Origin of the sequence: Phocaeicola barnesiae DSM 18169 = JCM 13652, from assembly GCF_000374585.1 — a bacterium.
GTDB classification, from domain to species: domain Bacteria; phylum Bacteroidota; class Bacteroidia; order Bacteroidales; family Bacteroidaceae; genus Phocaeicola; species Phocaeicola barnesiae.
The window spans coordinates 1-13,880 of the sequence record NZ_KB894658.1 but is presented as its reverse complement, the minus strand read 5'-3'; the positions used below and the strand labels follow the sequence as shown (position 1 = coordinate 13,880).

8 protein-coding genes and 1 pseudogene are annotated in these 13,880 nt (G+C 35.5%); 6 read left to right on the top strand and 3 right to left on the bottom strand.

Annotated elements, in window-relative coordinates; translation table 11 throughout:
• Positions 1–4 precede the first annotated feature (4 nt).
• Positions 5–214, bottom strand: coding sequence for a hypothetical protein (locus tag C510_RS17525; RefSeq protein ID WP_018711825.1), 210 nt, complete (start codon positions 212–214; stop codon positions 5–7).
• A 343-nt stretch (positions 215–557) separates the two neighbouring features.
• Here C510_RS17525 and C510_RS0113535 point away from each other — a divergent pair, with 343 nt between their 5' ends.
• The 6 genes from C510_RS0113535 to C510_RS0113510 all read left to right on the top strand — a co-directional run bounded on the left by C510_RS0113535 (position 558) and on the right by C510_RS0113510 (position 12,354).
• Entirely contained in the window at positions 558–878 is a 321-nt protein-coding gene (locus C510_RS0113535) for a helix-turn-helix domain-containing protein (RefSeq protein ID WP_025892849.1), read from the top strand.
• Between the two features lie 191 nt (positions 879–1,069).
• Entirely contained in the window at positions 1,070–4,003 is a 2,934-nt protein-coding gene (locus C510_RS0113530) for a hypothetical protein (protein WP_025892848.1), read from the top strand.
• A 13-nt stretch (positions 4,004–4,016) separates the two neighbouring features.
• Positions 4,017–10,142 carry a DEAD/DEAH box helicase gene (locus C510_RS0113525; protein WP_018711823.1) on the top strand — a complete coding sequence of 2,042 codons (6,126 nt, stop codon included), beginning with the start codon at positions 4,017–4,019 and terminating at the stop codon, positions 10,140–10,142.
• Position 10,143: 1 nt separating this feature from the next.
• Positions 10,144–10,437, top strand: a complete 294-nt coding sequence (locus tag C510_RS0113520) for a hypothetical protein (RefSeq protein WP_018711822.1) — start codon at positions 10,144–10,146, stop codon at positions 10,435–10,437.
• Positions 10,437–11,222, top strand: a complete 786-nt coding sequence (locus C510_RS0113515; RefSeq protein WP_081621848.1) for a PD-(D/E)XK nuclease family protein — start codon at positions 10,437–10,439, stop codon at positions 11,220–11,222. Before C510_RS0113520 ends, C510_RS0113515 begins: the two co-directional genes overlap by 1 nt.
• Positions 11,212–12,354, top strand: coding sequence for a DNA cytosine methyltransferase (locus C510_RS0113510; RefSeq protein WP_018711820.1), 1,143 nt, complete (start codon positions 11,212–11,214; stop codon positions 12,352–12,354). Before C510_RS0113515 ends, C510_RS0113510 begins: the two co-directional genes overlap by 11 nt.
• Before the next feature lie 78 nt (positions 12,355–12,432).
• Here the strand turns inward: C510_RS0113510 and C510_RS16575 are convergent, their stop codons facing one another.
• Positions 12,433–12,837: a hypothetical protein gene (locus C510_RS16575; RefSeq protein WP_025892845.1), complete on the bottom strand. Its 405-nt coding sequence runs from the start codon at positions 12,835–12,837 to the stop codon at positions 12,433–12,435.
• Positions 12,838–12,869: 32 nt separating this feature from the next.
• Positions 12,870–13,595, bottom strand: a pseudogene (locus tag C510_RS16570) (relaxase/mobilization nuclease domain-containing protein); the annotation flags it as partial.
• Positions 13,596–13,880: the final 285 nt, after the last annotated feature.

Genomic DNA, 13,880 nt, shown 5'->3' with positions numbered 1-13,880 from the left:
CTTATTATTTTGCAAAGAACTCAGTCTTCGACCAATAGGCATAAATCGGGTCTTGGAACGAGATTTCACCGGCTTTATTATCCAATATATCATTCTTGATAAGGACTGCCTTTGAACGGAATATTGAGGTTGTTGAAGAGATTTGATAGCGATGCATCACTTCGGTCGAGCTGATGGCCTTTTCGCCGGCAATAAGAGCTTTGAAATAGTTCAATTGCTGTGTGTGGTCAGTGTTTCGGTGATTGTTACAAACAACAGACCTATGTGACAGCGGTCGCTATTTTTCAAGATTACCTAAGTAGTAATATTCTGTACAGAAAAGGAAGTATTATTTCTTTTTCTGTTCAAATTATTGCTTTCTTTCTATAAATAATATATTGTTTGTTATCTGTAAAATATCAGCCTTATGAATAATATAATAGCATTTAATATCTCCAACGCCCAATAATATGACCAAAGCAGATTTCAACAGGAATAAATTCAAAAATTTATCTCCGTAACACATCATAAAATAAAGTAAAACTACTATATTTGCATATTATATGATATATTGAGCTATGACAAAAAGTACAATGGGTACCAAGTTGCCAAGAAAGCTGGAGCAGAAGATGCAGATAGTAGGAGAACAGATCAGGCTGGCCAGATTACGCAGAAATCTCAGTATTGCCCAAGTTGCCGAACGTGCCACCTGTTCACCTCTTACGGTTTCACGTATAGAGAAAGGTGTACCGACAGTGGCAATAGGTATTTATCTCAGGGTGCTTTATGCGCTTCAACTAGATGATGATATCCTTCTGCTTGCAAAAGAAGATACAATGGGGAAGGCCTTGCAGGATTTGAGTCTTAAGAAACGAGAAAGAGCATCCAAAAAAGAATAAGGTATGAAAAGAGTTTATGTATTTGCAGATTTTGATTGGCTGAAAGCACCAAGGTTGATTGGAGAGATGAGTTACGAATCCCTTCGTGGCTTTGCTAGCTGGTGCTGCAAAAGTTGAATTAGGTAAAAATGAAATAAAATATTTTTAAGAGTATTCAAAATTTTATTTAGGGTATTAATAATATCGAGAGTATGAATTATACAGCTTGGAGTGAACTTATATACAAATATTATTTTGAAAGACACTCAGATGCTAGAGTTGTACTTCATATTACTTTGCAAGATCTTGTTGATTTTGCAAAAGAAGAAAATGTGGAGATTGCAAAAGGTCGATATGCCTCTGAATTTAAGGACGATTTTATCAAAAGGGATTTTGTTTGTAAATTTTGGATTAATATAAAAGATAGGTGCCCTAGTATAGAGGATTTTAAAGAAAAACTATTAGCTCTTAAACATATGGCAAAGGAAGAACATAATTATAAATATCTTCTTCCTATTATTGCTATTTTAATTATGCCAATTTGTGAAAACGATGCGCTTGAATTGCATGGGAATGATTATTATGGCCATCTTTTACCATTTCTATTTAGTAATGGGTTCATAAATAAAAAAGCAAATAATGATGGGAATCTTTTGCAAGATATTGCTTTAGATGAAATTTGGAATTGCATTAATAAGTGGGCTGAGTCAGAATCTCTAGCTTTTAAATCAAGCCAAGTTGTTTCGGGTAATGGAAGGAGACATTATGTACGGTCCCTGATGAAAGAGAGTCTGCTATCACCGTCTCACCTTCAAAAATTTTGTATCATATTTGAAAAAGGAGGTCTTGCCCCTAAAGTTAACATTGAAAATGATAGATTGTTATCAGCCTTTCGTACGAATTATCAATACATTGGATTATCAATTGGAAGATATAATCAGCTAGTAGGTAAAGAGTTCAAAGAGTATCTTATATCTGTTCTACGTAAAGAATACGATCATTGGGATGGTACAACGAAAATAAAAGAGAGGGATCCCAATACGGGAAGAATAAAGATTAAATCAGATAACACGTATTATCCTCTATTATTAATGATGGATTTTGATGTAAATTCTCGAGTAGTAAAATTTGGATTTCATCTATATTGTCCTGATATTGATGATATGGATGATATGCATTTTATTGCGGATAATTCAGAAGTAGATTTACCTTTAATTTATATCAAAAGTGATGGATATGCTAATCGTCCATTTTATATTGAAAATAATATAGTCAATAGAATTTTTAAGGATAGAAATGGTGTATATGAGATACATGAAGAGAATTTAGAAACAATTAAAGGTCGATTCGTTGTTTCTGATTACTATCTTCTCAGAGTCTATCAAAATAAATATATTGCAACGAATGAATTTATCAAGGGTAAGTTTTACTTTATTGTTGTAAGAAAAGATGTAATAGAATTATTTACGGAATGGCTCAAAGGAAATTCCGCTGAATTTGTTTCTGATTGTATATTAGGCGGTAACTATTGTCTGTATAGGATAAATTGCGCTATTATGGAAATGCCACAGCGTAATAATTTGCGTTTTAATTCAGATTTGAAATGCAAATCCGTGAATAATATCGAAGTAAAGACGGCAGAAAATCAGGAGGTTATATTATTATCTAATTTATTCCCTGCACATTTTGAAATTTCAGGTGTTGATGTAGCAAAAGATAAAATATATGCAGTTTCTGTGAATAGTGAAAATAGGTACTCACAAGAGTTGATTTATGATCAGAAGAAAAGTGTCTGGATATTATCTGTAAGTATAAATACAGAGTTTGTACTATATTGTAATGAAAGTCGTATACCTTATGGACATACATATAAATTTTCAGATTTTATTCTTCCGAAAAGTTTTAAAGAAGTAAAATTGGATAAATGGGGCAAAACAAATGGAAAACTATTTTCATTGGGACTAACACTCCCTGATGAAGTTGCTAATAAGAATTTGATTAACTGGTCTTTGTTAAAGGAGCAAATGGAAGATGCTCCGATAAAGACTATTGTAAATAATACATATAAAGAAACAGATTATCTTCTCTATGCAATTACATCGGCTTCTTATCAAACAGATAGTTGGCTGATGAATATGAAATGGATTAAATCCATTCGGGACCGTATTGTTTCAGAATTGGAAGATAAAGGGAAAGAATCTCAACCTGATAGATTTGCACTAAAAAATTTGCTTGCAGATTATTTCCGAATGGGATATATAAATTATGCATATACAGAAAATGGATTGTGTATAACGGCAAATCACCCTACTTTAATATTACTTGTCCCAGAATATAAGAGAGAGATTTTGCCAGGCGCAGATGGAAGGAATATTGTACGTCGCAAATGTATTGAAAGGAAATATAAATGCCTGTTGTCTGGTGGTAGAACCATATCCCTTATTAAAGAGATAGAAAGGTATCAATTACAATATCAATATGAATTAGAAATAAAATGTGAGGACAATAGTTTGATGCCTCAAACCATTTATCTTTATGCGGAGGAAAGAGATTCGTTTAAAAAGTTAGCAGAGAAGTTAAATCTTAAGTATCAAGATAATATCTATTCTAATGCATTGCTTGAAACATTGCCCTCAGTTGAAGAGTATATTGAAGAAATAACTTCTAATGGTGTAGAAAGAGATTTGTTTATGGTTAAAAGCTTTCGTGCAATAGATTATAAAAGAATGGCTGAATTGTATCCTGAAAAATTGAAATTGGGTAGGTATCTGTCTAATGCGGAGATAGATAAAAGAAACTTTGACAAAAATAAGGATTTTGTAATTTTCTTTCCGGGTACTAAAGATGAAGTTTCTGTATTGATTCATGATGGGCAAATGAAAGAAGTTGATAAATACTGGGGACATTTTATCGGAATGAGGTATGCAGATGCGAAAGTTCTTATTTATGATAAAGAACGGGCACAAATTAGTATGCCTCAACAGTTAAGATTACCTTTACTTTATGCTAGAGCATTGACAATGTTGACAGGACAAACTCCTGAGTCAACTTTGGGTAGTCGGGCTTATAATATTGGCGTAAATCCTTGTACAGATGCAAGTGCAAGTAGTCCGGATACAATCTTAAAAAAATTAGGACAAATTTAAATTATGATGTATTATGGCAAAATATCTTATTGATCCAATATATGCGTATAAGGAGATAAAGGATAATTTTATCCTTTATGTAAAGACCGCATTTGGAACACGATATAAAAGTATTGAAGAAGAACGTGAAGAGTTATTACGAACAGATCAAGTTGCGGCTCGTGAGCCTTGGATAGAACCATTACCTGCTTATAAGAATGTTGAATTGGATAATGGTGAAAAGCTGCGTATTTCATCGTTAAGAAAGCAGGATCTCCCAACGATGAATCAAGAGTCATCTTCTATATTTAAGGAATTTATTCTTAAAGGATTAATAAAAGGGGATTACCCGATATATCAGCATCAAGCAGAAATGTTGCGTAAAGCATTGGAAGGAAAAAATTGTGTTATCACCTCTGGTACCGGTTCCGGTAAAACAGAATCGTTCTTACTACCTATGCTTGCGAGCATTATTCAAGAAGCGGAGAATGAATGGAAACAGCCTGTTGCATATACTCCAAACCGATGGTGGAATGCGAATGATGGCAATCCGTTGCTTATGCAGGATATATTTGAATTCCCGCAAGGAGCAGAACAAGGAACTCCCGGATATTTAGCATCTTCTGCTATGCAGCGTCCTAATGAAAAACGAGATGCGGCTGTCAGAGCCCTTATAATATATCCTATGAATGCATTGGTAGAAGATCAAATGACTCGTCTGCGTGATGCTTTGGATAATGATGAAGTACAAAAGTGGATGACAGAGCGTTTGCACGGAAATCGCATCTTTTTTGGACGTTATAATGGTGCTACGCCAACGCCTGGTTATCCAAAGTTTGGAGAAACAGATAGGAATCGTCGAATCTATCAAAGTTTGTTGTCTTCTATGAATGCATTAGACAAAATGACAGACGATACATTAAAACTTCTTGATTCTAATTTATCTGAAGAACAACAAAGAAAAAATAAAAAGAAATATGAGGTAAGACGCACCATTTCACAAATGATATGTGGCAAGGATGGCATTGCTTCATCAGAAATGCGTTCACGATTCGACATGCAACAGACACCTCCCGATATTCTGATTACCAATTATTCTATGTTGGCAATGATGTTGATGCGAGAGGTGGACAATCCAATTATAGAAAAGACTCGACAGTGGTTGGCAAAAAGTTCATCACATATTTTTCATCTTGTTATTGATGAGTTGCATTTAAATCGTGGTACTTCAGGTACAGAAACCGCCTATCTTATTCGCTTGTTGCTTAATCGACTCGGTCTATCACCAGATAGCCCTCAGTTAAGAATTCTTGCGTCTTCAGCATCTCTTGAAGTCACTGGCACAAAGAGAAATGAAAGTTTGAAATTTTTAAAGGACTTCTTTGGAACCGAGTTTACTGCAGATAATGTTGTTGAAGGGCATTATATGCAAACTGTACAAAGTTATAACAGTGTTCTTCCAACAGAGCCATTTGTTAGAATTTATGATTTGTTTTACGAGAACCCCTCGTGTTTTGAAGAGTATCAGACTAAGGCTGAAATTAAAAATCGTGTAGATGAGGTTTGTTCTAACGTAGCTTTATCATTAGCAACCTATGCACATTGTGAATTACCTGATACTGATGGATTGGCACAGTTGCTCCATGTCTTTGCATCCGATGAATTGTCCATAGCTAAACGTTTGTCAGACACCTTTGATTTAAAAGAACTGGGGCATAACAGGGCCATTCCATTTTCTAAAGGGAAAGGTGAACCAGAATCTGCAAATGCGTTAGGACGGTATTTTGTAGACTATCTTTTTGGTAATATGAAGGATGAATCTGTGAAGGCCGCCGAAGGTTTAGTAATAATTCGGGGGTTATATGATATATTTGATAAGGTAGATTGTGGACCTATGCAGCGTTTTCGTTTCCATTTATTCTATCGAAACATAGATGGATTATGGGCTACGCTTGAGAAGTATGATGAGGAGAAAGGGAGGCCGGTAGGTAAGCTTCATGCCCATTCTTATGAGATAGATGGAGACAAGCGTGTGTTGGAGTTGCTTTACTGCGAACAATGTGGTACATTGTTTTATGGAGGCAAACGACATGCTTATAGAGAACAAGGTATGTGGAAGACAGATATATTGCCGACTAGTTCTAATCTAGAAGATTTACCTGAGCGACAGAGCCAGGTTATGGTAGAGAAACGAAATTATCACGAATTTGCAATTTTCTATCCAGTACCGTCAAGTATTCGTGATGTTGATAGAATGTTACAAGAAGTCGGTGTCGGTTTACAACATAAAATAAGTTTTAATGAAAATCGAGAAAACTTAAGTTGTCACTGGCAACTTGCTTTCTTGGATGAAAAAACGGGACACGTTACTATCGCTCAAGATGGAGAACAACATTCCGGCATCAGAGGCTTTTTATATACTGTGGAAGCTTTGGATGGAGAACAAAATATTGATGCAGCTATCAAAGCTCCTGCATTACCTTGCCATTGTCCACATTGCGCTACAGACAGATTTGGAAGGTCATTCCGCTCACCTCTTAGAGGATTCCGAACTGGTTTCAATAAAGTCACTCAGTTATATGCTCGCGAATTGTTCTACCAGTTGCCTACTGCACATAATCGTAAGCTTGTGACATTTGCTGATAGTCGTCAAGATGCTGCTGTTGTAGCTAATAGCATTGAGCGTAATCAATATACAGATTTAATGCGCGATATCATTGTAGAAGAATGTACACTTGATCCAAGTATAGATTATGAAGCAAAACGAAATTATCTTGATGAACTTTTGACTGATAAGAATGAGGCTAAAACAACACTTGATAATCCTAATGCAACATCACGCGAGATACGTAGTGCTCAACGTACACTTAATACCATAGACGACGAGATTGCCGAGGTAAAAAACATTTTGGAAAAAACTATTCCTGTAGAACAATTAATAAATACGAATAATTGCATTGATTCGCCTATTTATAAAGCTTTTAGAGAATTATATACAAATCCTGCTGGTTGCAACTCTGCGAATCAGCATTTTGAGGAAACACCGACCGCTAGTCCGGTAATGTGGTATGAGATAGATAACAATGCATCTCCATTGTTGAAACAAGATGTTAATAGAAAAGTTGGAAGTGCCATTATTCAAAATGTTATGCATGTGCTATTCGGACGTTTGCATTATAATGCTGAAAGTGCTGGTATTGGATGGGTTACTGTACCAAGGGATGAAAATAGGATTCATGGTATACTTACTAATTCAGGTTTAGCTGATATTTCATCGGATGTATTTATGGAAATAGTCAATTCTGTTATTCGATTAATTGGTAATTCATACCGATATACAAATAACCCTTATGATATATTTCCTACAGACAGTGATGCGAATTTTCAAAATTTGAAAGCGAAATCTCCTATTAGAAGGTATATTTATTCGTGTTGTGATAAGTATCGAATACCATATGTAAGACAGAATGGAAGGCAAACAAAGGTTCCCAACATACTGGGGCAAGCTGTTCTGGATTATCTTGCCTTAACAGGCAATCAACAAATGTTTTTGCAACCTCATGCATTATTGATTCGTGGAGTTTTGCCAAATGAAATTGGTTATATTTGCCCTAAGTGTGGTCGTGTACATCTAAATAGATCGGCAAGAATTTGTACCGGTTGTTTTCAACATTTGGATGAAATACATACCATTACTATTGATGAACTGCGCAGGCAAACGGACTTAATGATTAATATTGTTAAACATCGTCCTGCTTGTAGATTACATAGTGAGGAACTTTCAGGGCAGACCGATAATCAAAGTGAACGTCAGATGGAATTTCGCGATATTGTAAGAATCGATCAAAATTCTGCTCATGCAGAATACATAGAAAAAGTTCGTTCTATTGATGTCTTGAGTGTAACCACTACCATGGAGGTTGGGGTTGATATCGGTCCATTACAGGGTGTTATGTTAACAAATATGCCTCCTCAGCGATTTAATTATCAACAAAGAGTAGGACGAGGAGGTCGTCGAGGACAGGCTTACTCTATGATTTTGACCCTATGTCGAGGTCGCAGTCATGATGAACATTATTTTCTAAACCCTCATCAGATAACTGGTGATCAACCTCCTACTCCTTTTTTGTCGATGAATCAGTTAGAGATTCTGCAAAGGTTATATGCAAAGGAAGTGTTGTATTATGCGTTCAAGTCTTATTCCGATGAGTCTAATGTCCGCTTAGATGGCAACACTCATGGCGAATTTGGTACACGGCAAGGATGGATAGATAATGTAGGGGCCATAAAAGATTATGTGCAAAGTTGGTTATGTAATACAACAAATTTAGATAAGCTGTACCATATAGCCACTTTGTTAACCAATGACAAGAATCTTGTTTCAAAGTTAGTTCAATATGTATCTGATATTACTAATAAAAATTGCTTGATAATGCAAATGGATCGAACTGTAACAGACCAATCTATTGTTGCTGATATGCTTGCGGAATGTTTGGCTGAAGGTGGTGTATTGCCAATGTATGGAATGCCGACACGAGATCGACTCTTATATCATAGTTTGCAATATACTGAAGGAAATGTGGTAAAAGAAGAAATTGCTTCAGTTTCACGTCCAATAGATCAAGCTATTACAGCCTTTGCCCCTGGCGCTTCTATCACAAAGGATAAACATATTCTTACATCTATTGGTTTTTCTCAATCATCAATAGTGTATGGAATAGGAATCAATGGTCAAGGGTGTATCAAGACAAAAGGTAATGCAAATGCTCCTATATTTCCTTTAAGGATGACATTATGGGAATGTAGCAATCCTAGCTGCAAGTGTATTGTAACAGACAATCGTAATCCAAATACTCAAGGTGTAGTCTGCGATTACTGCATGTCACCAATGACTTCCAAAACGATTTGTACACCTGCATCATTTATTACAAGTCTTTCGAAAGGTTTTGATCAAAAAGATGATTCTGAAATTATAGTAAAGCGTAATGGTATTTGCATGGAGAATTCAGAACGTCCTATAGTTAAAGTCTTTGATGATATGAATGTCTCTCTTTCGTTATTTAGAAACGGTAAAACGTGGCGAATAAGTGATAAGGAAATTGAAGGTCGTGAATGTAGTGTAAGCTATAATTTGAACGGAACTAGGATTCGGTCTTTGGCAAAACAATGGATTGCAAATCCCATTTATAATGGTACGGATAGTCCCAATATATTAAATGACAATGTAACGCTATTACCTCCTGATGACAAAGATGTTAAAACATATATTACACCATTGGGTAATAGGTTGGAAACGATTCATTTGGCAGCACAAAAAATAACGAATGTGATAACATTGTCTCCTGCAAATAGGGTGGAAGGATTGATTCTTGAACCTTTCCATTGTGTTAATAATAGATTGGATTTTAGAACACAAGGGGTAAGAGCTGCATATTATACTTTATCATTCCTCATCCAGAGAGCAATAGCATCAAAACTTGATATAGACCCAACCGAAATAGACGTTGTTGAGGTTCTTTCAAAGACAGGAAATTTGGGTGAAGTGTGTCTTGCTGATGAAAAGATAAACGGTTCAGGTTTTGTCGCTGATTTCTGTTTGAATTTCCTTGATTATAGAGACAGAATACTGAATGGAATGGATTTGTATTTTAAGCAGATGTTAAGCGATGAACATATTAAAGAATGTGATTCTTCATGTTATAAATGTTTGAAATCTTATAAAAACATGCCTTATCATGGTTTACTTGATTGGCGTTTGGGTATTGCTCTGTTTCGTGTAATGTGTGATAATAATTATAAGGCAGGTGCAGATGGTAAATTCAATACACCAGAATTAAAGGGCTGGTCTGAGTTGGCAGAGACATTATTGAAGTCGCTAAATGAAGGATTTTATAGTACTAATCCATATCAAATAGCTAAAACAAATAATGGGATACCATATATGTATGATACAGAAGGGAAAAGGAAGCCAGTTTTTGCTTCGCATCCGCTATGGGAGGGTGTTGCAGAGACCCAAATACTTGCTGATGCAGTTTTTGAAGCATCTCTTATTTGTAATGCAAAATGGGATAGTTCAAATGTTATAACAATTGACACATTTAATTTGCTTCGGAGAATAAGTAATTGTTACGAATATATTCAAATACAACAAAATATCTGATATGAGATTTATCAAGATACCACATATTGATGATACTTGGGACAAAGTTCATATTAAGACTTTGTCTCCAAGCTCTTTCTCATGGATTTGTAATGGATGTGCATATCAGGTTCTTCTTCAAAAGGTATTATATACATTAGGTGATAATACTTATTTTTTGCCTCCTCACAAAAATACGATTCTTGGAACAATCATACATAAAATTTATGAATTAGCCTCAAAAGGCACATTATCTACTCCAAGAGAAATGATGGAAATATGGGAGCAACTTGTTAATGAGCAGAAAAAAAACTAATTGAAAGTTATCCTACTTTATTAAATCCTAAAATTAATGATTACGATAAAAGAAATAAAGCTATAAGATATGCAATTACTATACACGAGAAAAAAACAGATTTTTTATTAGAATCTACAAATATCAAGATAGTTTCGGAAAAGCCAATTGTTTGTGAGGATATAGGACTCTCAGGAGTTGTAGACAAGATGATAATTGATTCTGGAAATATCGATATTATCGATTACAAGTCTGGTCGGGTGGTAGATGAAGATGGTAATCTGAAGTTGGAATATATTGTTCAATTGCATCTTTATGCTGCTATGTGTGTACATCTGTCCTTAGGAAATATACGGTCATTGAAACTAATAGATATTGAAGGACAGCTTTTTGATATAGTTTATGATGAGGAATTAAGCAAAGCTCTTGTAAAAGACGTTGCAGAAAGAATTGTTAAATTAAACAATGCAATAAATGCACGTCAATTTGAAGATTTAATAAAACCGGATAAAGATAGGTGTGGCTATTGCTCTTGCAGGCATATTTGTAATTATATGATTCAATCGGACGAATTGATATACAGAACAATATGTGGTTATGTTAAGAGGATCTCTAGTTCAAATATGTATATTTTACAAAATGGGGATATCACATATTATATTTCTGGAATTGGTGTGTATCCAATTGATGATTATTATGGTTATATTGGGAAAAAATTGGTATTTATTAATGTGATCCGTACTTCTTCATTAGCAAATAATTACACCTATAAAGTAACTGAAAATACATTAGTTTATGAATTATAACACAATAAATATAAAAAAAGAAAGAATACCTATTATTTCTTTTTTTTCAGGTGGGGGATTTATGGATATGGGTTTTATAAGTGCTGGGTTTGATGTCGTATTTGCAAATGAATATGATAAAGTGTTTGCACAACTGCATGATGAAGGCTTATTTTCATGGGCAAAAGCTCATAAGGAAAGATTCTGTCCAATTAGTACAACTGAATCTTTAACAGATTTATCTCCTAAAGCTATAATTGATATGGCTTTTCCCAATGGTGTTCCAAATTTATGGGGTATAATTGGAGGACCTCCTTGTCAAGATTTTACAATGAATGGAAATGGAAAAGGCTTTAATGGTGAACGTGGGAAAATGACGCAAGTTTTCTATAATAGAATACGTAAGATGAAACCTTCGTTCTTTGTTATGGAAAATGTGGTAGGATTACTTATGCGCAAAGAGCAGAAAAGAATACTAGATACTTTATTGTTAAATAGTATTTGTGATGATTATTATATTGATAGACAAATATTGAATGCGCTTTATTACGGAGTACCTCAATATAGAAAAAGGGTGTTCATAATTGGAATTCGTAAAGACTGCTTCACTCCATTGGTTACACGTACACCATCTATTGATAATGTAACATCAATAGATTTTCCTTGGCCAAAAGCTAAATTTCCAAATGCAGAAAAAGAATATGACTGGCCTTCAATGATTCCTTATGGCACAATAAATGTGATAAAGCCAGAAAGCATACCATACGAACTCTGTGTCCAAAGCTGTTTAGATAATGCGGTAAATATGCCTAATGGAATAGAATATTTTGAACTTATTAAAAATTCAGAAAAGAGAAAGGAAATTTACGAAGGGGATACAAAACGCAGATCATTTAAAAGATTACATCGTTATCGTTATAGTCCAACAACATGTTTTGGTAATAATGAAATCTTTCTTCATCCATATAATAATAGGAGATTATCTGTTCGTGAAGCATTAAGAATACAAGGTGTAGATGATAAATATTGTTTTGGTCCTGGACGACTTTCAGCAAAGTTCAAAATTATTAGCAATGGCGTTCCTACTCCTTTAGCGAAGGTCGTAGCAAACTCGCTATATGATTTTTTATATGATTTACAGAGAAATAAATAGTCTAGCTTAGATACTATTTGTTGCATAAAAAATATTATTAGGAGATTCAAAAACTCTCCTAATAATATTTTTTAATAGTTATATTTTTAGCTCCTTTAACGGCAACCCATAATTATATTGTCTGAAAAATCCTTTATGGATAAGTTTCAGACCAAGGGTCTGATAATACTTGTAGTCATCATCCTCGGTGCAGAGATATTTGTAACCATAGCGCGGGGCGTACTCCTTGAAAAAGCGGGCAAGGTCTTTCAGGTTTTCCTGCTGGTTTCGTTTGAAGTTGCTGCGTACAATGATAATGCTCCAGTCGGGGATGCTGCCAACACCACAACTGTATTCCCAGAAACGGATGTATAAATCCATTTCGCCTACATGGACAGAAATACAAATACCGTTGGCGTTGTGCATAACGGAACAACAGTTTCTGTAACCGAATCTCTCGCACAAATAGAGATTGAAATCGTAAATAAAATCGGAATAGTTCATAATTTGAATTTTGGTGGTTAATAAAAATTTGATTATAGACTGAAACCTCGCTTGCGTTTCGGTTTCTTTTTCTTCTTTTTAAGCCGGTTGGCCTGTATCGCTTCCTCTGTATCATAATCCGTAGGAGAGGGTGTGAACAATCCCAGACTGATGCCGGAATGATTCTCCTGCTGGTATTCATGACGAGGTTCCTCGCGTATGGTTTCTGCCTGTACCTGACGCAGGTTCATTGTAGCAGAAAGAGCGTTATACCTCAGCTCCTGGTCGATGTTCAGGAAACTGAACTGGCGATCAATCTTGGAACCACTAAAGGTCAGTTGGTTGCATGTGAACTTTACACCTTGCATCTCTCCGGTCGTGCGACTTAGCTTCCATTGCGTATCAATTCCGTATCTCCACAAGGCCAGTCGCAGTTCGCTCCAGCTTCGGGCGTTCGGAACCTCTCGTTTCAAGGCATGATAGATAAAATACTTTACCTTGTCGTGATGACGCAACCGCATGAAATTGACATGCTCTTTCCCTTCGGCAAAATGCAAACGGTAACGGGCTGTCAGCATCTTGCAGACCTTTTCGTTCCGGTAGCGGTCGTTCTTGTCACTGATGGTGCGCCCGTCATTATCCACCCGGTTGTAAACGATGTGACAATGCGGATGATCACGGTCGGTATGCCGGGCGATGATGAACTGCGTGTTCTCAATTCCCATCAGCTTCATATAGTCGTGAGCGATTTTTAGCATTAGTCCATCATCGTCACGGATGCGGTGGAAAAATCGGAGTATGCTGTTACATCAAACGAGCTGAAGAATCAGTTCGATATACCCATTCAGTTGTTTTTATACTGCATTGGATATCAATAAATTACGGAATGCCCTATATCGGCTTTCGCTTCAAAATCGGAGCATGCTGTTACACTTGTGTAAAGTAAGCATTCAGTAAACCCCGTCAAATTCCAGCCTTGATTCTTCGTATTTTTGTGTCCATAACCAATATTGTGCAAATATGAAGAATATGACATTAGACCAATTCAAGCGGACATACGAAGA